This is a genomic window from Pseudonocardia sp., assembly GCF_029263155.1.
Lineage (GTDB): Bacteria > Actinomycetota > Actinomycetes > Mycobacteriales > Pseudonocardiaceae > Pseudonocardia.
Genome location: NZ_JAJCYB010000085.1, coordinates 15751 through 37156, shown reverse-complemented (window position 1 = coordinate 37156; position 21406 = coordinate 15751). Strand labels below are relative to the sequence as shown.

Genomic DNA, 21406 nt, shown 5'->3' with positions numbered 1-21406 from the left:
CCTCCGAAGAGGCTCTCGACGCCCCGCTCAGCCCGCCGGATCTCTCCGACGAACCGGGGCCTGCTACTGGGCGCTCCGGTACCTACCCAGGCGGGACTCACACCCGCTGGCCTGATCCAGCTTTCAGGACGCACCACCGCTGCCAGCGTAGGCGCCCGCTCGACGTCCCGGCGAACCGGCGGCAGGATGCGCACATGACGAGGGTGCGGCGCCGGACGGTGCTGGGTGCGCTGGCGGCCGCCGCGCTGCTCCCCTCGTGCAGCAGCCCCCTCGCCGATGTCCGGCTGCGGATCGCGACCGGGTCGGCGAGCGGTGTCTACTTCCAGCTCGGTACGGCGCTGGCCCGGGCCTGGCAGGCCGAGCTGCGGTTCACCCGCCACCCCGAGGTCCTCAACACCGCCGGATCGGTGCAGAACGTCGCGATGCTCGCCGCGGGCGAGGCGGACGTCGTGTTCAGCCAGGCCGACGCCGCGGCGAGCGGGTTGGCGGGACTCGCGGCGGACGACCCGGCCGCCCCCCGCGCGCTCGCCCGCATCTACGACGACGTGCTGCACGTCGTCGTGCCGGCCGACTCCCCGATCACCACGGTCGACGACCTGCGCGGAGCACGGGTGTCGGTGGGTGCGACCAACTCGGGGGTGGCGCTGGTGGCAGGTCGCCTGCTCGACGCGGCCGGGCTCGCCACCGCCGACCTGCGCGCGGTCCAGCTCGGCCTCGACGGGTCCGCGGCGGCGATGGCCGCCGGGCAGATCGACGCGTTCTTCTGGTCGGGCGGGCTGCCGACACCGGCCGTGCGGGAGCTGGCCGAGGGCCTGCCGATCCGGCTGCTCGACCTCGACGCCGACGGTGTGCTCACCGCGGTCCGCGCCCGCTATCCCGTGTACGCCCCGGGCACGGCCCCCGCGCAGATCTACCGTGGCGTCACCGTGCCGGTCACGACGATGCTGGTGCGCAACTACCTGCTCGTCGACGCCGCGCTGCCGGACGACCTGGCCGCGGCGCTGGTGCGGGTGCTGTTCGAGGAGCAGGCCATGCTCTCCGAGGCCGGTCCGAGCACGATGACGATCGACCCGCGGGCCGCGATCAGTACCCAGCCGATCCTGCTGCACCCGGGCGCGGAACGGTACTACCGGTCCGAACGCGGCTGAGCCCGCCGCACCTGCTCCCGCAGCCCGTCGATCTGCTCGCCGCCCTGCGCGGTCACAGCAGGGTGGCTCTACTCCGACTGGACCGGAGCAGAGCCACCCTGCTGTGACCGATCGGGGCCTGGGGGGAGGCGGGCCACCACCTGGAGGCCGCCGCCAGCCGGTAGCTCCAGGGTCAGCTCACCGCCGCCGAGCTCCACGGTTCTGGACACGATGGCCAGGCCCAGTCCCGAGCCGTCGGTGTTGATCTGGCCGGGGCTGCGCCAGAACCGGTCGGTGGCGCGTTCCAGCTCGTCGGCGGCGAGCCCGGGGCCGGTGTCGCGGACCGCCACCTCGACGTGGGCGGCGGTGGCGGCGGTGGACACCGTGATCGTGCCGCCGTCGGGACTGAACTTGACGGCGTTGTCCAGCAGCGCGTCCAGCACCGTCTCGACGACGCCCGCGGGCCCCGTCGCCCGCAGCCCGCGCGGGCCGGCGCGGCGCAGGGTGAGCCCGCAGTGCTCGGCGAGCGGGCGCCAGGCCTCGATCCGGTCGTCGACGCCCGCGTCGACGTCCACCTCGACCAGCGGTGCGGCACGCTCGGCCCGCGCGAGCGCCAGCAGCCCGTCGAGCAGCGTGGACAGCCGCTCGACCTCCTCCAGCGCGGCCACGTGGTCGTCGGTCGCCGCCGCGTCCACGTGACCGTCCAGGTTGGACAGCCGCAGTCGCAGCGCGGTCAGCGGGTTGCGCAGCTGGTGGCTGGCGTCGGCCACGAACGCGCGCTGCGCGGAGTGGGCCTGCGCGACCTTCTCGGCCATCTCGTCGAACGACGCCGAGAGCCGCCGCAGCTCCGGCGGGCCCGACCCGTCCGACACCGGCTCGGGTCGGGCGCCGGCGAGCACCGCGGCCGCCACCCGTCCCGTGCCCTCGTCGAGGCGGCGGACCGGGCGCAGGATCCAGCGCACCACCGGCAGCGCCACGAGCACACCCAACGCGAGTGCCAGCAGCGCCGCGGCGGCCACGAGCGACCACACGCGCAGCTCCTCGGCCCGCACCGCGGCCGTCGAGGAGATCGTGACGACGACACCGCGCAGCTCGGTGTCGTCGAGGACGGGCTCGGCCAGCACGAGCGGGCGGTCGTCCCACGGCATCAGCAGCGGGTAGGGCTCCGAGGGCTGGCGCGCCACCGCGAGGGCCACCCGGGCCCGACCGCTCTCGCTCAGGGCGGGCGCCGGGATCCGCGAGGAGACGACGAGCTGCTCACCGCGCGCGTCGAACACCAGCACGGCGTCGCGGTAGAGCTCGTCCCAGCGCCGCAGCTCCTGCTCCAGCGAGGTGGTGTCGGCCTCGGTGAGCGGGCGCTCGGACCGCGACGCGAAGTAGACGGTGTCGGCGAAGCGCTCGGTGAACAGGTTCTGCTGGGTGGCCGCGGCGTAGGTCAGCGCGAGCGGGACACCCAGGCCCGCGGCGAGCAGCCCCACGACGAACACCATGATCACCAGCAGCCGGCCGCCCACGGGTCACTCGCCCCCGGGGAGCCCGAGCCGGTAGCCGACACCGCGCACGGTCTGCACCAGCTCCGGACGTCCGAGCTTGGTGCGCAGCGTCGCGACGTGGACGTCGAGCGTGCGGTTGGCGCCCGCCCAGCTGCGACCCCACACCTCGGCGACGATCCGGCCGCGCGTGCACACCGCCCCGCCCGAGCTGGCGAGCAGCGCGAGCACCTGGAACTCCTTGCGCGTCAGCGCCACCGCCCTTCCGCCGGCCGTGACGGTGTGGCGCGTCAGGTCGACCACGACGCCGTCGATCTCGACCACGTCGACGGCGGCGTCCGGGCCCGCCTCCATCCGCCTGCGCCGGTACACCGCATGCACCCGCGCGACGAGCTCGCCGATGTCGTAGGGCTTGACGAGATAGTCGTCGGCGCCGGAATGCAGGCCCAGGATGCGGTCGTCCACCTCGCCCCGCGCCGACACCACGATCACCGGGACCTCGCTCACCGCGCGGATCTCCCGGCAGACGTCCACCCCGTCGACGTCGGGCAGCCCGAGGTCGAGCAGCACGACGTCCACCCCGGCGAGATGATCGACGGCACCGCGCCCGCGCGCGAGCCGCGTCGTCGTCATCCCGTGCCGGTGCAGCGCCGGTCGCAGCGCCGCGGCGATGCGGTCGTCGTCCTCCACGAGCAGGATGTGCACGCCCACAGACTCGCATCGAAGGATCTCGTTATGGGAGCGAAACCCTAAGTGCCGCTCAAGGTGCTGGACTGGGGTGTCCGAACCGCCCTAGCGTCCCGCCATGCCCGGAGGCCCGTGTGAGTGAAACCCCCATGATCCGGATGGCGAGCGTCGACAAGCACTTCGGCGACCTGCACGTCCTGCGCGACATCAACCTGGAGGTCGAGCCGGGTCAGGTCGTGGTCGTCCTCGGCCCGTCCGGATCGGGCAAGTCCACCCTCTGCCGGGCGATCAACCGGCTGGAGCCGATCGACTCGGGTGTCATCCAGGTCGACGGCGCCGACCTGCCCGCCGAGGGCAAGGCCCTGGCCGGGCTGCGCGCCGACGTCGGCATGGTGTTCCAGAGCTTCAACCTGTTCGCGCACAAGACGATCCTGGAGAACGTCACGCTCGGCCCGATCAAGGTGCGCAAGGCGGGCAAGGCCGAGGCGGAGAAGAACGGCATGGCGCTGCTGGAACGCGTCGGCATCGCCAACCAGCGCGACAAGTACCCCGCCCAGCTCTCCGGCGGCCAGCAACAGCGCGCCGCGATCGCCCGCGCGCTGGCGATGAAGCCCAAGGTCATGCTGTTCGACGAGCCCACCTCCGCGCTCGACCCGGAGATGGTCAACGAGGTCCTCGACGTGATGACCGGGCTGGCCAAGGAGGGCATGACCATGCTCGTGGTCACCCACGAGATGGGCTTCGCCCGCAAGGCGGCCCACCGGGTGGTGTTCATGTCCGACGGCGAGATCGTCGAGGACGCGAAGCCGGAGACCTTCTTCTCCAACCCGACATCCGACCGTGCCAAGGACTTCCTCGGCAAGATCCTGACCCACTGATGGCCGTTCCCCCACACACAGGAGCACGAATGCGTCTACGTCAACTCAGCCTCACCGCGGTGGCGGCCACCGCGGCCCTCGTGCTCGCCGCGTGCGGCCAGCAGGAATCGATCGGCGGCGGGGACACCGCGCCGGCCCCGGACGTGGCCCAGGACGTCCAGTTCGAGGCCGGGACGACGATGGCCGAGATCGCCGAGGCCGGCACGATCCGCATCGGCACGAAGTTCGACCAGCCGCTGTTCGGCCAGCGTGCCCTCGACAGCACGCTGACCGGGTTCGACACCGAGATCGGTCGCATCATCGCCGCGCAGCTGGGCATCGAGCCCGACGCGATCGACTGGGTGGAGGCGCCCTCGGCCCAGCGCGAGACGTTGATCGAGCGCGGCGAGGTCGACCTCGTGGTGGCCACGTACACGATCAACGACACCCGCCGCGAGTCCGTGTCCTTCGCCGGCCCGTACTACCAGGCCGGCCAGACGCTCATGGTCCGCAGCGACAACACCGACATCACCGGGCCGGAGAGCCTGCGGGCCTCCGGCGCCCGGGTCTGCTCGGTCACCGGGTCCACGCCGGCCGAGAACATCCTGGAGTACATCGACCCGGCCCAGCTCACCCTGTTCGAGGCCTACACCCAGTGCCGCGACTCGCTGGGCAACAACCAGGTCGACGTCGTCACGACCGACAACGTGATCCTCTCCGGCTACGTGTCCGAGAGCGACGGCGCCTACAAGCTCGTCGGTGAGACGTTCACCGAGGAGCCCTACGGCATCGGCATCACCAAGGGCGACGTCGCGTTCTGCGAGTTCATCAACGAGACCCTGACCGAGGCCGAGGCCTCCGGGGCGTACGAGGCCGCCTGGACGGCCACCGCCGGCACCATCGACCCCGAGGTCCCGACCCTGCCCGAGTTCGACCCCTGCAGCTGATCCCGCCCGCCGGGACGGGGCCCGCCACCACCACCGGTGGCGGGCCCCGTCCCGTCCCGCCCGGAGGGCGACCATGACCTACTTCGATCCGGTCCTGAGCAACCTGGGTCTGTTCGGCAACGCGCTGCTGCGCACGCTGGAGATCGTGCTCTACGGTGCACTCGGCTCGCTCGTGCTCGGCACGATCATCGCGGGCTTCCGGGTGTCTCCGATCCCGCCGCTGCGCGCGGTCGGTACCGCGTGGGTCACGCTCTTCCGGAACTGCCCGCTGACGATCGTGCTGTTCTTCTGCGCCTTCGCCCTTCCCGAGATCGGCATCAACGCCAGCTTCTTCTGGTTCGGGATCCTGGGGCTGGTCCTCTACACCTCGGCGTTCGTGTGCGAGGCCGTGCGCAGCGGCATCAACTCCGTCTCGGCGGGACAGGCGGAGGCCGCCCGCGCCGTCGGCCTGACCTTCACCCAGTCACTCGGAAACGTCGTGCTCCCCCAGGCCCTGCGCACCGTCGTACCCCCCCTGGGCAGCGTGATCATCGCAATGATCAAGAACTCGGCGATCGTGGGCGCCTTCGGCGTCGGCGGCGACCTGTTCTCGGTCTACCAGACCCTGGTCGCCGCCCGCGGTCTGCCGGTGGTGCCGGTGCTGCTGGGCATGGCCGCCGGCTACCTGCTGATCACGATCCCGGCCGGCATCGGTCTCGGCGTCCTCGAGCGGAAGGTGGCGGTGGCGCGATGAGCACGCCCGTCCTCTACGACAACCCGGGGCCCCGCATGCGCCGGCGCGTGCTGATCGGCTCGATCGTCGTCGGTGTCCTGCTCGTGGCCGTCGCGGCCGTCGTGCTGACGCGCCTCGCCGCGCAGGACCAGCTGTCCATGGAGCGCTGGGGGCCGATCATCAGCCCGTTCCACCCCCAGTTCCTCGCGCTGTGGTCCGGGCTGGGTCCGGCCCTGCTCAACAACGTCGTGGCCGCGGTGCTGGCGATGGCGCTGTCGCTGGTCATCGGCACCCTGCTCGCCGTGGCCCGGATCAGCAGCACGCGCACGTGGCGGTGGGCGGTCGTCGGGTTCGTCGAGCTCTTCCGCGGGCTGCCGGTCGTCGTCGCGATCTTCTTCGCCTACACCGTGTTCCCCGAGATCGGGATCGACCTGCCGCTGCTGTGGTACCTGGTCATCGGGCTCACCGCGTACAACTCGGTGATCATCGCCGAGATCGTCCGGTCCGGGGTCGCCTCGCTGCCCCGGGGCCAGGCCGAAGCGGCGTCCGCGGTCGGGCTCACCGGGTGGCAGTCGCTGAGCCTGATCCAGCTCCCGCAGGCGTTCCGGGTCATGCTCCCGGCGCTGATCAGCCAGCTGGTCGTGATCTTCAAGGACACCTCGCTGGGCTTCATCATCGGCTACGAGGAGTCGGTGCGCTTCACCCGCATCGCGATCCAGACGCTGGAGAACCCCCTGCAGCTGTTCTTCGCCCTCGCCGTGATCTTCATCGTGATCAACTACCTGCTGGAACGGCTGGCCATCTGGGTGGAGCGCCGGCTCAGCCGGTCGGCTTCGAGCCCCGCGACGGGCCCGTCTGCGCCCGCTGCCCCGGCACTGGCCGGTACGGCGACGACCGGTGGCTGAGACAGCGAGATCCGGAGCTTCGGACCATGCGCGGACATCGTCGAATCCGGGCGGGTCTCCGAGCGGTGACATTCGCTGACTCCACCGGGGCCCTGATAGGGCGACATCGCGGCGCCCGACCTCGCCCCGACGGATTCGACCTGCCTCGAACAGGTCGGCGACAGCCGCTGCTCCAGCATCAAGTCTTCCCTAAATCGCCCACTCTTTAGTGGGCAGGTATTGAGCCTCCCCCGAATTCGGTCGACGATTATGTCATCGGCCTCGAAGACCACCTGGGGGACAGACATGAACGGAACTGCATACCGAAGGACTTCGACAACTCTCTTGCTTGCCGCCGTCCTCGGAGCGGCCACGTCGGTCGGCGATGTCGAGGAGGCCGGCGCGTCACCCGGTCTGTTCTGCCGGGCCGAGAGTTCGATCAGCAGGTCCGCTCCGGAGGTCGGCGCCATCTACGGCCAGGCCGGGGCATTCTGCCACCAGCCGGAACGTTCTGAAGCCTGGGTAACCGCCAAGCTGTTCCGCGCGAACATGCTCATCAGCACCCGCAGCAACCACTGCGTCCCGGGCCGGTTCAACGATGGCGACTACTGCACGACACCACTGCTCTCGGCTTCCAACCCCGACGGTGACCAGTCGTTCCGCCTGATTGTCACGGTCCGCTACATTCCAGGGCCAGGGGCCCGCGCCGTCACCACCGAAGCCATTTCAACCGGCACCTTCTGATAGGGGAGGACAATGAGATTCCCGACCATTCTTGGTCGATTTGTCGTCGGCGCGGTCACGGCAACGGCGTGCACCCTAAGCCTCGCGTCGCCCGCAAGCGCCCAACCGCCGGGCGGATGCGTACCAGACGTCTACTTCGAACTGGACGCCCACGGTTTCGTCACGGCCTACCCGGCGGCACGCTGCGGCACCAACGGCCCGTACCGATCCATCATCATCTCGGCGACGCTGGAGGTCGACGGGCGGGCCTTCGTGGACTCCAGCGAGAGTCGCTACAGCAACCGGGGTGGGGGCGTCGTTCCCGGCAAGGGCGTGCGCGCGCGCAACGAGGAGGGCAACAACAGATTCTGTGCGATCACCACCGTCAGCTGGCGGTATCGTCACGCGCTCCAAGCGGAGTCCAGAACCGGCAGGATCTGCGCGACCTACTGACCGGTCACAGGTTCTCGATGTGCACCGGCTCGATCTTCTCCGCCGCCGGCAGGTCGAAGCCGAGCACCTGGGCGTAGAAGCTGAGCTCGGCGTCCAGGGCGCGGCGGATGTTCTCCGCCCGCCGGAACCCGTGCTGCTCGCCGTCGAAGAGCAGGTAGGCCACCGGCACGCCCTTGGCCCGCAGCGCATCGACGATCAGCTCGGACTGCTCGGGCGGCACCACCGCGTCCTCGCTGCCCTGCAGCACGATCAGCGGCCGGGAGAACTGGGCGACGTGGTGGATCGGGGAGCGCTCGACGTAGACGTCGCGGGCCTGCGGGTACGGGCCCACCAGCCGGTCGAGGTAGCGGCTCTCGAACTTGTGGGTGTCGCGGGCGAGCACCTCGAGGTCGGCGACGCCGAAGTGGTCGGCCCCGGCCGCGAACGGGGTGTCGGAGCGGGCCAGCGCGGAGAGCACCGTGTACCCGCCCGCGGAGCCGCCGCGGATCAGCATGCGGTCGGGGTCCACCCGGTCGCGGGCCAGGTGGCGGGCCGCGGCGAGGCAGTCGGCGACGTCGACGACGCCCCACTGTCCGAGCAGCTCGTCGCGGAACGCCCGGCCGTAGCCGGTGGAGCCGCCGTGGTTGACGCTCGCGACGGCGAACCCGCGGCTCGTCCAGAACTGGGTGCCCACCGCGAAGCCGGGGTCGGCGTCGGCCGTCGGGCCCCCGTGGATGACGACGACGAGCGGTGGCCGCTCGCCCTCCGGGCCGGTGTGGGTGACGCTCGTCGGCGGGTGGTACAGCAGGTGGGCGACCCGGTCCTCCCCAGCCGGGAACGTGACGTGCTCGGACACGGAGATCCCGGCCGGGTCCAGTCCGAGGTCACGCGCGGGCCGCAGCGTCTCGACGTCCCCGGCCACGGTCACGCGGTACACGCCCGGCTCCGAGGTACGGGTCCCGGCGACGACGACGGCCGCGTCCGGGCCGGCCGCACGCACCACGGCGATCGAGCAGAACGGCAGGTCGAGATCGGCGATCAGGCCCCCGCTCCCCCGTACCGCCAGCGCGTCGGCGCCGCGTCGGCGGTGCGCGAACACGACCGCGCCGCCGTCGAGCACCGCGAACCGCGAGGTCGCCAGCCGCCAGGCGGGCAGCGCGATCTCCGAGTCGGTGCGCACGACCGGCTCGATGTCGGAGCCGGGCACCCACCGGTAGAGGTTCCACCAGTCGGTGCGGTCGGACAGGAACCACAGCGCACCGTCGGGCTGCCACACCGGCTCGGCCACCGACTCCCCCGGGCCGCCCGCCACCACCGTCTCCTCACCGGTGACGAGGTCGCGCACCACCAGTTCGGTGTCGTCCCACGGCATCGAGGGGTGGCTCCAGTGCAGCCAGGCGAGCGTGGCCCCGTCCGGGCTCAGGCGGGGCGCGGCGACGAAGTCCGGTCCGCTGACCAGGACCTCCGCCTCACCGGGCGTGTGGGCGTGCAGCCGGACGATCTCGTTGCGTGGCTCCCCCCGGCCCTCGTCACCGTCGCCGTGCCGCTCCCGGACGCAGACGATCGTGTCACCCAGGACGTCGCCGTCGGCGTAGCGGTCGCCGCGCGGCACGGCGGGCTCGGCGGTCAGGGCCACGGGCGTGCCGCCGGGCTCGAGGCGGTAGAGGCGCTGGTCGGCCCATTCGGTGAACCATACGACACCGTCGCGCACCCACCAGCCCCCGCCGCCGTACTCGTGGACCGCGGTGCGGGCGTTCGACCCGGCGGGCAGCACGTCACCGGCGGTGCCGTCGGCGGAGCGGCGCACGATCTGCGTGCGACCGCCCTCGTCAGGGCGGTCCTCCGACCAGTAGACGTCGGCACCGTCGACGCGGGCCTCGGAGATCCGCACGGCCGCGGCGACGACGAGCTCGGAGGTGATCGGGGTGGGCCAGGATCCGAACGGGGCGATCGTCACGGTGGCGACGCTAGTCGGATCCGGGGGTCGCGTGGATGAGAAGCGCGTCATGTCGCGCTCATGCGGTTCTTACGAACTTCGTTCACAATGGAGTCATCCCGGCCCGTTGCCCGGCGGGCGGGGTGCGACGCGGCGGCGCGGTCCCCTCCCGCCGCCGCGTCGCTTCCTACCTGCTCGCCCGCAACGCCGTCCGGAGCAGCGCCACCGCCTCGGCCAGGTCCCGCAGGCGCACCACCGGCAGCACCCCGATCGCTCCGGTCAGGCCGGGCCACCAGCGGATCGTCCCGTCGGTGCGCACGGTGCCCAACGCCGGCGTGGCACAGCTCCGCACCCGGGTAGCCAGCGTCGGGTAGGCGGTGGCGAGGTGCGGGTCGCGGCAGGAGCGCACGACCACCGGCACGCGCAGCAGATCCGGCAGCTCGCGGGCGATCTCCGAGCAGCTCGGGCAGGCCACGTCGTAGACGACGACCACCTCGACGACGGTCACGACGCCACCGCCACGACCGCGAGCGCACCGACGACGACGGCCGCCAGCAGCGGGCGCACCCACCGCTGCGTGCGCGCCCACAGCTCGGACCAGCCGCCGTCGTCGCTCCAGGCGTTGGACAGCAGCGGCATCGCCAGCCGTCCCGCGGCGAAGCCGGCCGCGACCGCGAACGCCGCCGGGAACGGCACCACCAGCACGACGGCGAGCAGCAGCAGGTGCGGCAGCCCCGACGGGGAGTAGGTGCGCATGCCGGTGCCCATCTCGAACCCGAACTGCAGGGCCCCCCACTCGCGCAGGTGCTGCACGTCCTCGGGCACCAGCCGCGCGTTCTCGGGCACGCGGAACCGCAGCAGCCCGCACTCCCGCGCCACGACGGCCAGCGCCACCGCACCGACGAGACCCCACCGGACGGGCTCGGGCACCAGCGCCTGCGGGATCGCGCCCACGACGGCCGCGACGAACGCCACGACCGCGGCGCCGAGGAACAGGCCGGCCCCGAAGAACCGGACCACGGGGGATGCGCGCCAGACCGACGCGCTCAGCAGGAACGCCGAATTGTGGCTTCAAGTGCTGCCGGAGTTGGCGAAGCCGGCTGCGGCGCCCGCGGCGAGGGCCGCCACCGCCACCGCCCACGGGCCGTCCAGGACCGCGCCGGCCGCACCGAGGCCGAGCAGCACCACCGCCGTGGTGGCGGGGTGCAGCGCCCACCGCGCGCGGGGACGGGCCGAGGTCACGACAGGCAGCCTACGAACCGGCCGCCGCCTGGGCCCGAGCCGGTCGCGCTACCCACCGAGCAGCGTGCCGAGGACCGGGAGCGAGCTCACGCCGGTGCCGAGCACGGGGAGCAGGCGCCGCGGGCGCGACGGGTCGGGCGACTCGCCGGGCCCGGACGCCGACCCTCCGGAGTCCGGACCGTCCGATCCCGACCCACCGCCGGACCCCGACCCACCGCCGGAGCCCGAACCACCGCCGGAGCCGTCGCCACCGGGGGCGGGGGCGGGGGCCGGCTCGGGAGCGGGCGCGGGCAGGTCGGAGATGTCGCAGGCGGCGATCGTGATGCCGTTGTACTCGGTGCCGTCGGCGAAGGTGGCGGTGGTGATGGCGTCGGAGCACCGGTAGCCCTGCCAGCGCCATGCGTTGCGGCCGTGACAGCTCGTCGTCACCCGGGTGGACTCGAAGGAGTCGGGGCCGTCGCCGTAGGTGCCCTCGCGGTGGTAGCCGCTCGCGCACGGGAACCCGCCGCGGCGCCAGCCGCCGTAGCAGACCGCCGGGCCGGTGGCCGGCCAGTTGTTGGCCTCCTCCCGGTAGCTCTCCGGCGAGCACGTGAGGTGCTCGGACTTGTCGTCGCCATCGGTCCGGGGCTGCGCCGCGGCCTCGCGCCGGGTCAGGAACCAGTCGATCGGCACCAGCGCGGCCGCGGCCGCACCGATGATCAGACCGCGCACGACGGCGCGGCGGCTGGGCCGGGCCGCGCGCAGGGTGGCCACCACGGCACTGGGCCGGGCGTCGGGCGGGGCGTCCGCGGCCGTGGGGATCTGGTCCAGCCGGGTCATGCCTTCGCTACCTCGTGTTCTGAGATCAGGTCCCGCAGGAGGCCGCGCACGTCGGTGTCGGCGTAGACGAAACGTCGGTCGGTCACGGTGCCGGCGGCGTCGAGGGCCAGCACGGTGGGCGAGTAGCCCTCGAACAGCCCGGCCCGGGTGTCCGGGTCGACGATCATCTCGGCGAGGTTGTCGGCGAAGGCGTCGGCGCGGTCGGAGAGGGCCACGAAGCGGATCCCGGGGCGGCTGACGTCGCTGAGCGCGTCCCAGACGCCGTGGCAGAGCGCGCAGTCGCCGTCGATGACGGCCACCAGCGCACCGCTCTCCCCGGTCCGCGGGCGGACGGCGAGGGGGGCCGGCTTCCCGACCAGCGAGGCGTAGCCGGACAGCTCGGCGGCCCGCCCGGCCTCCAGGGCGCGCACCCTGGCGTGCACGGCCACGAGCGCGACCAGCGCGAAGAGCGCCACGAGCAACGCCAGGAGGGCGACGGCCAGTTCGATCGACACCGGTCAGGCCCCCCAGCGTCCGGTGAGCTGCCCGAGCGCCTCCACGACGGAGTCCTCCGACATCGTCGTGGCCGCCCGCCCGGACTCCGGGCCGAGCAGCACCAGGTCCATCGCCAGGCTCTCGCCGGCGAGGATGAACCGCCACTGGTGCGGGGTGTTCGCCACGAGGGCCAGGCCGCGGTCGTCGAGCACGCGACCCGCGCGCCACAGCTCGCCGCCCGCGACGGCCAGCCCGGCCCATTCGGGCAACGTCGGCAGGACATCGACGGCGTTGCGCACGATCAGGGTCGCCTGCTCGCTGCGGCCGATCATGGCGACGTCCGGCTGCGAGACGAGCAGATCCGATACCGGCACGAGGGTGGCGCCGTCGGCGGAGTCGGTGAACCGGAATGTCGAGAGCATCGAGGTGAGCCCGACGAGGTCGGGGGCGGGCCCGCCGAACCAGGTGGTGGCCTCGTGGTGCGGTCCGGCGAGGACCAGTGCCGAGTCGGAACGGTCCCGGGCCTCGAACACGATCGCGTCGAACCCGCGCATCGGCGTGACGCGGCGGGTGGCTCCGGGCATCGCGTGCGTGGGGATCGCCCGGTGCTCACCGGCGGGGGCGAGGAAGAACTGGCGCGAGAGCCGCGGCCCGGAGAACCGGGTGCTGCCGTACCAGCGAAACTCTCCGAACGCCCCCGGGACCGTCATCTCCACCGGCGCGCCGGAGGGCGCGATCCGCGAAAGGCCGGTGCCCGCGGCAGCCGCCATCGTCGTCCTCCACGTGTGAGCGCAGGCGGCGACCGCCGCCCCCGACCCGTCCAACGATCGGGTGGCGATCACGTGACGGGGTCCGACCCTTCCGGAGCTGGGCCGTTCGGGTGATCGACGGGGTACCGTGGGGAAAGTCCCGAGACCCGCGTGAGAGGTGTCCCCCGATGCCCGGAACATCCGACTCCCCGGAGCCCGTCGACGCCGAGATCGTGCCCGCGGACCCGGAAGCGCCGCTCACGGCACCGGCGCCGGACTACGACGACCGCGGCGTGCCTAGCTTCGACCACGTCCGCACCAAGATCGAGGGTCGCCACGCGACGTCACAGGGAATGACGGAGCTGACCGCGGACACGCCGGAGGCGCGCACGGTCGAGGACGAGATGACCGAGCGTGACCGCAAGGCGGCCGAGAGGCTCGCGGAGATCCGCCGCGGCCTCGGCGGCTGACCGAGCTCCGCGCCGGTCCGGCCGGTTGCAGCGCGCGCAGGCCGCTCGCGGCCCCCACCCACCGGTCGCGACCGCTGGGTGAGCACCGGGACCGCCGCGTCGAGGAACGCGCTCCGATCGACCGCGGCGCGAGCACGGACCGGCTGTTGGGCGGTGATCGTCGGCTCGGAACCCGTGGGCGCGGCGGATCCGCCGGCGCGTTCCGAGCCGTCGATCATGGCCGCGGCGGTGTGCGTCGGTCATCGGCTCGGAACCCGCTGCGGGCCACGGCACGCCGGACGGTTCCGGAACGACGATCACCATTCCGGTCCGACCCCGGCCGTCCCGCGACGTGCCACCGGGGCGCTGCCCGGAGAGGGGCCCGTGACGGGCCGGGGCGGAGGGCCCTCAGGCGCCGCTGCGGGCGTCACCGCGCTTGAAGATCTTGCTGCCCAGCCACACCAGCGGGTCGTACTTGCGGTCGACCACCCGCTCCTTCAGCGGGATCAGCGCGTTGTCGGTGATCTTGATGTGCTCGGGGCACACCTCGGTGCAGCACTTGGTGATGTTGCAGTACCCGAGCCCGTGCTCCTCCTGGGCCTCCTTCTGCCGGTCGGCGGAGTCCAGCGGGTGCATGTCGAGCTCCGCGATCCGCATGAGGTAGCGCGGGCCGGCGAAGTTCTCCTTGTTCTCCTCGTGGTCGCGCACCACGTGGCAGGTGTTCTGGCACAGGTAGCACTCGATGCACTTGCGGAACTCCTGGCTCCGCTCGACGTCGACCTGCGCCATCCGGTACTCGCCCGGCTCCACGCCCTCGGGCGGGGCGAAGGACGGGATCTCGCGCGCCTTGGTGTAGTTGAACGACACGTCGGTGACCAGATCGCGGATCACCGGGAACGTGCGCAGCGGCGTGACGGTGATGACCTCGTTCTCGTCGAACGTGCTCATCCGCGTCATGCACGCCAGCCGGGGCCTGCCGTTGATCTCGACACTGCACGAGCCGCACTTGCCGGCCTTGCAGTTCCAGCGCACGGCCATGTCCTGGGCCTGGGTGGCCTGCAGCCGGTGGATGATGTCGAGGACGACCTCGCCCTCGTTCACCTCCACCGGGTAGTCGACGAGCTCGCCCTTCTCGTCGTCGCCGCGCCAGACGCGGAAGTGCTGGTCGTGGGTCATGCCTTCGCCCCCTTGTCGGCCGCCGAATCAGCGCGGTGGCCGCCCAGCTCGTCGCCGGTGTAGTACTTCTTCAGCTCGTCGAGCTCGAACAGGTCGAACAGCTCCGGCCGCATCGGCAGCTGCTCCTTGCGGACCAGCTCCACGTTGTCCTCGCCCAGCGCGGACAGCTGCAGCAGGACGTGGCGCCAGTCGGAGTCCATCACCGGGTAGTCGTCGCGGGTGTGCCCGCCCCGGCTCTCCTGGCGCTCCAGCGCCGCCTTCGCGACGCACAGCGAGACCAGCAGCATGTTGCGCAGGTCCAGCGCGAGGTGCCAGCCCGGGTTGAACACCCGCGCCCCCTCGACGCTGACGGTCCGGGTGCGCGTCGCGATGTCCTCCAGCGCCTTGAGCGCCAGCTCCATCTCGTCGGCCTTGCGGATGATGCCGACCAGGTCGTTCATCGTCTTCTGCAGTTCCTGGTGCACGACGAACGGGTTCTCCCCGCCTGCCGTGGCCGTCGAGAACGGCAGCAGGGCGCGCCGCTCCGCCTCGGCGACGTCGTCGACGAGCACCGCGGGGCGCGTCCCGCTGAGCCCGTCGACGTACTCCGCCGCGCCGGCCCCGGCGCGGCGGCCGAAGACCAGCAGGTCCGACAGCGAGTTGCCGCCGAGCCGGTTGGAGCCGTGCATGCCGCCGGAGCACTCACCGGCGGAGAACAGGCCGGGCACGACCGACATCGCGGTGTCGGGGTCGACCTCCACGCCACCCATCACGTAATGGCAGGTGGGTCCGACCTCCATCGGCTCGGCGGTGATGTCGACGTCGGCCAGCTCCTTGAACTGGTGGTACATCGACGGGAGCCGCTTCTGGATCTCCTCGGGCTTCAGGCGTGAGGCGATGTCGAGGAACACGCCGCCGTGCGGCGATCCACGACCGGCCTTCACCTCGGAGTTGATCGCACGCGCGACCTCGTCGCGGGGCAGCAGCTCCGGGGGGCGCCGGTTGTTGTCCGGGTCGGTGTACCAGCGGTCGCCCTCCTCGGGCGTGGTGGCGTACTGCTCCTTGAACACGTCGGGCACGTAGTCGAACATGAACCGCTTGCCCTCGGAGTTCTTGAGGATGCCGCCGTCGCCGCGCACCGATTCGGTGACCAGGATCCCCTTCACCGACGGCGGCCAGACCATGCCCGTCGGGTGGAACTGCAGGAACTCCATGTTGATCAGCGTGGCGCCCGCCCGCAGGGCCAGCGCGTGGCCGTCGCCGGTGTACTCCCAGGAGTTCGACGTCACCTGGTAGCTCTTGCCGACCCCGCCGGTGGCCAGCACGACGGCCGGGGCGTCGAAGCGGACGAACTCGCCCGTCGAGCGGTAGTAGGCGAACGCGCCGGCGATCTTCCCGTCCGCCTTGAACAGCTCGGTGATCGTGCACTCGTGGAAGACCCGGATGTTCGACTCGTAGTCGCCGGTGGCCGCGAAGTCCTCCTGCTGCAGCGAGACGATCTTCTGCTGCAGGGTGCGGATCAGCTCCAGGCCGGTGCGGTCACCGACGTGCGCGAGGCGGGGGTAGGTGTGCCCGCCGAAGTTGCGCTGGCTGATCTTGCCGTCCTTGGTGCGGTCGAACAGCGCGCCGTAGGTCTCCAGCTCCCAGACGCGGTCGGGCGCCTCCTTGGCGTGCAGCTCGGCCATCCGCCAGTTGTTGAGGAACTTCCCGCCGCGCATGGTGTCGCGGTAGTGGACCATCCAGTTGTCGTTGCTGTTGACGTTGCCCATGGCCGCGGCGCAGCCGCCCTCGGCCATCACCGTGTGGGCCTTGCCGAACAGCGACTTGGAGATGATCGCCGTGCGCTTGCCCTGGGCGCGGGCCTCGATGGCCGCGCGCAGCCCGGCGCCGCCGGCGCCGATCACCACGACGTCGTACTCGTGCCGCTCGATGTTCTCGCTCATGTCAGTGGTCACCCCACGATCCGCAGGTCGGAGATCCAGCCGGCCGCGACGGCCATGACGTAGAAGTCCGTGATGGCCAGCGTGGCCAGTGTGAGCCATGCCAGCTGCATGTGCTTGGCGTTGAGCCTGGACACGTACACCCAGGCCTTGTAGCGCGAGGGGTGCTTGGAGAAGTTGTTGATCCGCCCGCCGACGATGCTGCGGCAGGAGTGGCACGAGATCGTGTACGCCCACAGCGCGATCACGTTGATCAGCAGGATGATCGTGCCCAGCCCGACACCGGCGGTGAACGCCAGGATCATGTCGTAGGTGTTGATCACCGAGATGAGCGCGGCGGCGTAGAAGAAGTAGCGGTGCAGGTTCTGCCCGAGCAGCGGGAAGCGGGTCTCACCGGTGTACTTCTTGTGCGGCTCGGCCACGGCGCACGCGGGCGGCGAGAGCCAGAACGCCCGGTAGTAGGCCTTGCGGTAGTAGTAGCAGGTGAGCCGGAACAGCAGCAGGAACGGCAGCGTCAGCGCCGCGTAGGGCAGCCACCAGACGTCGGGGAGGATCTGCCCGAAGTGCGACGCCTCGGGGATGCAGCCCACCGAGAAGCACGGCGAGTAGAACGGCGTCAGGTACTCGTACTCGGCGACGTAGTAGTTGTCCTGCTGGAACGCCCGCACGGTGGCGTAGGCGACCCAGGCCGTGAGCCCGGCGAAGTTGAGCAGTGGCGGCAGCCACCACCGGTCGGTGCGCAGCGTCCTGGCCGAGATCTGTGCCCGGCCCGTGGACGCGTCTGTGGTGGATGACACGTCAGTGGGTCCTCGTCTTCGTTTCCGCGATCGAACGGGGTCGAAACTGGGCCGGAGCGTACGACGTAACGTCGGCCACGTCGGTGACGGGTGGGGAACAAACCCCGTGGTCGAGACCGGAGTCACATTCGCGTCACCGGGTCGTGACACGACGGGTGGCCCGGCCCCCGTGGGGGTCGGGCCGGGTGTCGGCGGCGTGGGGTCAGGCCCGGCGGCGGCCTCCCGTCGTGGCGTGCAGGTAGTCCCGGTTGAGCTGGGAGATCACGTCGAGCGGGATCTCCTTCGGGCACGAGACGGTGCAGGCGCCGGTGTTGGTGCAGCCGCCGAAACCCTCGGCGTCGTGCTGGGCGACCATCCGCAGCACGCGGTCGTCGCGCTCGGGCTGGCCCTGGGGCAGCTCGCCGAGGTGGGTGATCTTCGCTCCGAGGAACAGCGAGGCCGACCCGTTCGGGCACGCCGCCACGCACGCACCGCAACCGATGCACGCCGCCGCGGTGAACGCGCGCTCCGCCTGCGGCCGGGGCACCGGCGTGGCGTGGGCGTCGGGCGCGGAGCCGGTGGGGGCGCTGACGTAGCCGCCGGCGGCGATGACGCGGTCGAACGCCGAACGGTCGACGACCAGGTCCTTGACCACCGGGAAGGCCGCCGCCCGCCACGGCTCGACCACGATCGTCTCGCCGTCGCGGAAGTGCCGCAGGTGCAGCTGGCAGGCGGTGGTGGCCTTCTGGGGACCGTGCGGCTCCCCGTTGATCACCATGGAGCAGGAGCCGCAGATGCCCTCGCGGCAGTCGTGGTCGAAGGCCACCGGTTCGTCACCGGAGAGGATCAGCTTCTCGTTGAGGACGTCGAGCAGCTCCAGGAACGACATGTCCGCGTCGGCGTCGTCGACCTGGTACCCCACCATCCTCCCGGGGTCGGCGGGACCGTCCTGGCGCCAGATCTTCAGGGTGAGCTTCACTTGTAACTCCGCTGGCTCGGGGTGACGTGGTCGAAGACCAGGTCCTCCTTGTGCAGGACCGGGGGTTCGCCGACACCGGTGAACTCCCACGCCGCGGCGTAGGCGAAGTACTCGTCGTCGCGCTCGGCCTCGCCGTCGACCTGGCTCTCCGCGCGGAAGTGGCCGCCGCAGCTCTCCGTGCGGTGCAGCGCGTCGAGGCACATGAGCTCGCCGAGCTCCAGGAAGTCGGCCACCCGGCCGGCCTTCTCCAGCGACTGGTTCAGCGTCGCCGCCGAGCCGGGCACCTTGACCGACTGCCAGAACTCGCGACGGAGGTCCTTGATCAGGTCGAGCGCCTTGCGCAGGCCCTCGTCGGTGCGCTCCATGCCGCAGTGGTCCCACATGATGTGGCCCAGCTCGCGGTGGAAGGAGTCGACGGTGCGGGTGCCGTCGATCGAGAGGAGCTTCTCGATCCGGTCGGTGACCTGCGCGCGGGCCTCGACCACCTCGGGGGCGTCCTCGGCGACCGGGTCCAGGTGGCTCTCGGCCAGGTAGTCGCCGATCGTGTTCGGCAGGACGAAGTAGCCGTCGGCCAGGCCCTGCATCAGCGCGGACGCGCCGAGGCGGTTGGCGCCGTGGTCGGAGAAGTTCGCCTCGCCGACGACGAACATGCCGGGGATCGTGCTCTGCAGGTCGTAGTCGACCCACAGCCCGCCCATCGTGTAGTGCACCGCCGGGTAGATCCGCATGGGGACCTCGTAGGGGTCCTCACCGGTGATGCGCTCGTAGATGTCGAACAGGTTGCCGTACTTGGCGGCCACCGCGGCGCGGCCGGTCCGCTCGATGATCTCGGAGAAGTCCAGGTAGACGCCCAGCCCGGACGGCCCGACGCCGCGCCCGGCGTCGCACACGTTCTTGGCGGCGCGGCTGGCGATGTCGCGGGGCACCAGGTTGCCGAACGCGGGGTACTGGCGCTCGAGGAAGTAGTCGCGCTCGTCCTCTCCGATGTCCTTCGGCGGGCGGGTGTCACCCATCTCCTTGGGCACCCAGATGCGGCCGTCGTTGCGCAGCGACTCGCTCATCAGCGTGAGCTTGCTCTGATGGTCACCGGAGACCGGGATGCACGTGGGGTGGATCTGGGTGAAGCACGGGTTGGCGAACAGCGCGCCCTTGCGGTGCGCCCGCCAGGTCGCGGTGACGTTGCAGCCCTTGGCGTTGGTGGACAGGTAGAACACGTTGCCGTAGCCGCCGGAGGCGAGCACCACGGCGTCGGCGAGGTGGGTCTCGATCTCCCCGGTCACCATGTCCCGGACGATGATCCCGCGGGCGCGGCCGTCGACGACGACGAGCTCGAGCATCTCGTGGCGGGTGTGCATCTCCACGCGGCCGGCGTCGACCTGGCGCTCCAGGGCCTGGTAGGCGCCCAGCAGGAGCTGCTGGCCGGTCTGGCCCTTGGCGTAGAAGGTGCGGGAGACCTGTACTCCGCCGAAGGAGCGGTTGTCGAGCAGGCCGCCGTACTCGCGGGCGAACGGCACACCCTGCGCCACGCACTGGTCGATGATCTGCACGCTGATCTCGGCGAGGCGGTGCACGTTGGACTCCCGGGCGCGGAAGTCACCGCCCTTCACGGTGTCGTAGAACAGCCGCTGCACCGAGTCGCCGTCGTTGCGGTAGTTCTTCGCCGCGTTGATGCCGCCCTGCGCGGCGATGGAGTGCGCGCGCCGCGGACTGTCCTGGTAGCAGAAGCTCGCCACCTGGTAGCCGGCCTCGGCCAGCGTCGCCGCCGCCGAGCCGCCGGCCAGGCCGGTGCCCACCACGATGATCTTCATCTTGCGCTTGTTCGCCGGGTTGACGAGCTTGACGCCGAACCGGCGACGCTCCCAGCGGGACTCGATGGGCCCGTCCGGGGCCGCGGTGTCGACGATCGGGTCGCCGACGGTGAAGTCGCTGTAGATGCTCATGACACCAGTCCGAACGTGATCGAGAGCGGGACTGCCAGGAAGCCCACGGCCAGCGCGACCGCCACGACGTCCGCCGTGGTCTTCAGCGCGACCAGGTTGCCGCCGCGGGTGCGGCCCAGCGACTGCAGCGCACTCCACAGCCCGTGGCGCAGGTGCAGCGTCAGCGCGACGATCGACAGGACGTAGAACGCCGTCACGTACCAGCGCTGCGGAGCGAAATCGGCCACGAGGTTGGCGTAGACCTCGCCGTACACCCCGTTGGGGTTCAGCGTGCCCGTCGTCAGGTCCAGGATGTGGTAGACGATGAACAGCGCGACGATCACGCCGCCCCAGCGCATCGTGCGCGCGGCGTAGGAGCCCGCGACCCTGCTGCGGTGCGCGTACTTCACCGGGCGCGCCCTCGACGCGCGCCGGGCGAGCAGGGTCGCGGCCACGATGTGGCCGACGACGGCGGCGAGCAACACGATCCGCACGAGCCACAGCACGGTCTGCTCCGGCAGCGCGGGCTCGCCCACGACCCGCAACCACTCGGCGTAGAGGTCGAGCGACTCGGCCCCGAAGAAGATCTTCAGGTTCCCGATCATGTGCGCGACGAGGTAGAGGAACATGACCGCGCCGGACACCGCCATCACGTACTTGAGCTGCACGGACGACGGCCGCGGGGCGCGTCGGGTCGGCGCATCGCCGTTCGTGCGCGGGACCAGGGACACCATGCGGCAAGGGTGACCACCGGTCGAACCTGCCGTCCAATGCATCGTTCAGGGGCGTTCGGTGCCCTGACGCTATAGGCGGGGCGCCCCCGCAGGTCAGCGCCCCGGCCAGGGTCGCCTCACGTGCCTGGCTTCACTCCGTCGCGGAAGTGGGTTCACCGCCCGCCCGGCTCGCACGACGTGCCCGCTCGACGTGGGATCCGCACCCGGTGGCGTCGGTGCGCGACGCCGGGACGGCCCGCCGGCGGGCAGCGGTGTCCGTGGTGGTCCGGGCGGAACCCGCGCGCGAGATCGACGTGAGCGGGGTGCGTGGGATGACGAACCCGCTCGCGTCGATCTCGTGCCGTCAACCCCGCCCCGCGGCATCGGTATCGGTCC

Annotated in this window: 23 protein-coding genes; 8 read left to right on the top strand and 15 right to left on the bottom strand. The window is 71.5% G+C overall.

Features of this window, described 5'->3' with window-relative positions; genetic code table 11:
- The first annotated feature begins 194 nt into the window (after positions 1-194).
- Positions 195-1148, top strand: coding sequence for a TAXI family TRAP transporter solute-binding subunit (locus Q1K26_RS17665; protein ID WP_300013858.1), 954 nt, complete (start codon positions 195-197; stop codon positions 1146-1148).
- 68 nt (positions 1149-1216) lie between these two features.
- Here Q1K26_RS17665 and Q1K26_RS17660 read toward each other — a convergent pair whose 3' ends face one another.
- Positions 1217-2641, bottom strand: a complete 1425-nt coding sequence (locus Q1K26_RS17660) for a HAMP domain-containing sensor histidine kinase (RefSeq protein ID WP_300013856.1) — start codon at positions 2639-2641, stop codon at positions 1217-1219.
- 3 nt (positions 2642-2644) lie between these two features.
- Positions 2645-3322, bottom strand: a complete 678-nt coding sequence (locus Q1K26_RS17655; RefSeq protein WP_300013853.1) for a response regulator transcription factor — start codon at positions 3320-3322, stop codon at positions 2645-2647.
- 131 nt (positions 3323-3453) lie between these two features.
- Here Q1K26_RS17655 and Q1K26_RS17650 point away from each other — a divergent pair, with 131 nt between their 5' ends.
- The 6 genes from Q1K26_RS17650 to Q1K26_RS17625 all read left to right on the top strand — a co-directional run bounded on the left by Q1K26_RS17650 (position 3454) and on the right by Q1K26_RS17625 (position 7880).
- Positions 3454-4182, top strand: coding sequence for an amino acid ABC transporter ATP-binding protein (locus Q1K26_RS17650; RefSeq protein WP_300013862.1), 729 nt, complete (start codon positions 3454-3456; stop codon positions 4180-4182).
- A 29-nt stretch (positions 4183-4211) separates the two neighbouring features.
- On the top strand, positions 4212-5108 hold the full coding sequence (locus Q1K26_RS17645; RefSeq protein WP_300013850.1) for a glutamate ABC transporter substrate-binding protein: 897 nt from the start codon (positions 4212-4214) through the stop codon (positions 5106-5108).
- A 73-nt stretch (positions 5109-5181) separates the two neighbouring features.
- Entirely contained in the window at positions 5182-5841 is a 660-nt protein-coding gene (locus Q1K26_RS17640) for an amino acid ABC transporter permease (protein WP_300013847.1), read from the top strand.
- The gene (locus Q1K26_RS17635) at positions 5838-6725 is read left to right on the top strand and encodes an amino acid ABC transporter permease (RefSeq protein WP_300013845.1); all 888 of its coding nucleotides are present in this window, start codon (positions 5838-5840) and stop codon (positions 6723-6725) included. The genes Q1K26_RS17640 and Q1K26_RS17635 overlap by 4 nt, the downstream gene beginning before the upstream one ends.
- A 324-nt stretch (positions 6726-7049) precedes the next feature.
- Positions 7050-7448 carry a hypothetical protein gene (locus Q1K26_RS17630; RefSeq protein WP_300013842.1) on the top strand — a complete coding sequence of 133 codons (399 nt, stop codon included), beginning with the start codon at positions 7050-7052 and terminating at the stop codon, positions 7446-7448.
- A gap of 12 nt (positions 7449-7460) precedes the next feature.
- Entirely contained in the window at positions 7461-7880 is a 420-nt protein-coding gene (locus Q1K26_RS17625; RefSeq protein WP_300013839.1) for a hypothetical protein, read from the top strand.
- 4 nt (positions 7881-7884) lie between these two features.
- Here the strand turns inward: Q1K26_RS17625 and Q1K26_RS17620 are convergent, their stop codons facing one another.
- The 7 genes from Q1K26_RS17620 to Q1K26_RS17590 form a co-directional block, all read right to left on the bottom strand.
- Positions 7885-9816, bottom strand: a complete 1932-nt coding sequence (locus Q1K26_RS17620; RefSeq protein ID WP_300013837.1) for a prolyl oligopeptidase family serine peptidase — start codon at positions 9814-9816, stop codon at positions 7885-7887.
- Positions 9817-9982: 166 nt separating this feature from the next.
- The gene (locus Q1K26_RS17615; RefSeq protein WP_300013834.1) at positions 9983-10303 is read right to left on the bottom strand and encodes a hypothetical protein; all 321 of its coding nucleotides are present in this window, start codon (positions 10301-10303) and stop codon (positions 9983-9985) included.
- Complete coding sequence (locus Q1K26_RS17610) at positions 10300-10815, bottom strand: hypothetical protein (RefSeq protein ID WP_300013831.1); 516 nt, start codon at positions 10813-10815, stop codon at positions 10300-10302. The genes Q1K26_RS17615 and Q1K26_RS17610 overlap by 4 nt, the downstream gene beginning before the upstream one ends.
- Positions 10816-10866: 51 nt before the next feature.
- Entirely contained in the window at positions 10867-11037 is a 171-nt protein-coding gene (locus tag Q1K26_RS17605; protein ID WP_300013828.1) for a hypothetical protein, read from the bottom strand.
- 48 nt (positions 11038-11085) lie between these two features.
- The gene (locus Q1K26_RS17600; protein ID WP_300013825.1) at positions 11086-11856 is read right to left on the bottom strand and encodes a hypothetical protein; all 771 of its coding nucleotides are present in this window, start codon (positions 11854-11856) and stop codon (positions 11086-11088) included.
- Positions 11853-12350, bottom strand: coding sequence for a hypothetical protein (locus Q1K26_RS17595; protein ID WP_300013822.1), 498 nt, complete (start codon positions 12348-12350; stop codon positions 11853-11855). The genes Q1K26_RS17600 and Q1K26_RS17595 overlap by 4 nt, the downstream gene beginning before the upstream one ends.
- Positions 12351-12353: 3 nt before the next feature.
- Positions 12354-13100, bottom strand: a complete 747-nt coding sequence (locus tag Q1K26_RS17590; RefSeq protein WP_300013819.1) for a hypothetical protein — start codon at positions 13098-13100, stop codon at positions 12354-12356.
- Between the two features lie 167 nt (positions 13101-13267).
- Between Q1K26_RS17590 and Q1K26_RS17585 the strand changes: the two genes are divergently transcribed.
- Positions 13268-13549, top strand: coding sequence for a hypothetical protein (locus tag Q1K26_RS17585; RefSeq protein WP_300013816.1), 282 nt, complete (start codon positions 13268-13270; stop codon positions 13547-13549).
- A 387-nt stretch (positions 13550-13936) separates the two neighbouring features.
- Here the strand turns inward: Q1K26_RS17585 and Q1K26_RS17580 are convergent, their stop codons facing one another.
- The 6 genes from Q1K26_RS17580 to Q1K26_RS17555 form a co-directional block, all read right to left on the bottom strand.
- Positions 13937-14704, bottom strand: coding sequence for a succinate dehydrogenase/fumarate reductase iron-sulfur subunit (locus tag Q1K26_RS17580; protein WP_300013813.1), 768 nt, complete (start codon positions 14702-14704; stop codon positions 13937-13939).
- The gene (locus Q1K26_RS17575; RefSeq protein ID WP_300013810.1) at positions 14701-16626 is read right to left on the bottom strand and encodes a fumarate reductase/succinate dehydrogenase flavoprotein subunit; all 1926 of its coding nucleotides are present in this window, start codon (positions 16624-16626) and stop codon (positions 14701-14703) included. Before Q1K26_RS17575 ends, Q1K26_RS17580 begins: the two co-directional genes overlap by 4 nt.
- Before the next feature lie 8 nt (positions 16627-16634).
- Positions 16635-17420: a hypothetical protein gene (locus tag Q1K26_RS17570; RefSeq protein ID WP_300013807.1), complete on the bottom strand. Its 786-nt coding sequence runs from the start codon at positions 17418-17420 to the stop codon at positions 16635-16637.
- A gap of 202 nt (positions 17421-17622) precedes the next feature.
- A complete protein-coding gene (locus Q1K26_RS17565) occupies positions 17623-18378 on the bottom strand; it encodes a succinate dehydrogenase/fumarate reductase iron-sulfur subunit (protein WP_300013804.1) in 756 nt (251 codons plus the stop codon).
- A complete protein-coding gene (locus Q1K26_RS17560) occupies positions 18375-20318 on the bottom strand; it encodes a fumarate reductase/succinate dehydrogenase flavoprotein subunit (RefSeq protein ID WP_300013801.1) in 1944 nt (647 codons plus the stop codon). Before Q1K26_RS17560 ends, Q1K26_RS17565 begins: the two co-directional genes overlap by 4 nt.
- Positions 20315-21031 (bottom strand): succinate dehydrogenase cytochrome b subunit, encoded by a 717-nt coding sequence (locus Q1K26_RS17555; RefSeq protein WP_300013798.1) that lies wholly within the window; start codon positions 21029-21031, stop codon positions 20315-20317. Before Q1K26_RS17555 ends, Q1K26_RS17560 begins: the two co-directional genes overlap by 4 nt.
- Positions 21032-21406 lie beyond the last annotated feature (375 nt).

What these genes read in the sequence shown, in the direction of transcription:
- Q1K26_RS17650 (WP_300013862.1), top strand. Translation starts at nt 3,454, where the DNA reads ATGATCCGGATGGCGAGCGTCGACAAGCACTTCGGCGACCTGCACGTC.
- Q1K26_RS17585 (WP_300013816.1), top strand. Translation starts at nt 13,268, where the DNA reads ATGCCCGGAACATCCGACTCCCCGGAGCCCGTCGACGCCGAGATCGTG.
- Q1K26_RS17645 (WP_300013850.1), top strand. Translation starts at nt 4,212, where the DNA reads ATGCGTCTACGTCAACTCAGCCTCACCGCGGTGGCGGCCACCGCGGCC.
- Q1K26_RS17665 (WP_300013858.1), top strand. Translation starts at nt 195, where the DNA reads ATGACGAGGGTGCGGCGCCGGACGGTGCTGGGTGCGCTGGCGGCCGCC.
- Q1K26_RS17625 (WP_300013839.1), top strand. Translation starts at nt 7,461, where the DNA reads ATGAGATTCCCGACCATTCTTGGTCGATTTGTCGTCGGCGCGGTCACG.
- Q1K26_RS17640 (WP_300013847.1), top strand. Translation starts at nt 5,182, where the DNA reads ATGACCTACTTCGATCCGGTCCTGAGCAACCTGGGTCTGTTCGGCAAC.
- Q1K26_RS17600 (WP_300013825.1), bottom strand. Translation starts at nt 11,856, where the DNA reads ATGACCCGGCTGGACCAGATCCCCACGGCCGCGGACGCCCCGCCCGAC.
- Q1K26_RS17590 (WP_300013819.1), bottom strand. Translation starts at nt 13,100, where the DNA reads ATGGCGGCTGCCGCGGGCACCGGCCTTTCGCGGATCGCGCCCTCCGGC.
- Q1K26_RS17555 (WP_300013798.1), bottom strand. Translation starts at nt 21,031, where the DNA reads ATGGTGTCCCTGGTCCCGCGCACGAACGGCGATGCGCCGACCCGACGC.
- Q1K26_RS17580 (WP_300013813.1), bottom strand. Translation starts at nt 14,704, where the DNA reads ATGACCCACGACCAGCACTTCCGCGTCTGGCGCGGCGACGACGAGAAG.
- Q1K26_RS17635 (WP_300013845.1), top strand. Translation starts at nt 5,838, where the DNA reads ATGAGCACGCCCGTCCTCTACGACAACCCGGGGCCCCGCATGCGCCGG.
- Q1K26_RS17575 (WP_300013810.1), bottom strand. Translation starts at nt 16,626, where the DNA reads ATGAGCGAGAACATCGAGCGGCACGAGTACGACGTCGTGGTGATCGGC.
- Q1K26_RS17560 (WP_300013801.1), bottom strand. Translation starts at nt 20,318, where the DNA reads ATGAGCATCTACAGCGACTTCACCGTCGGCGACCCGATCGTCGACACC.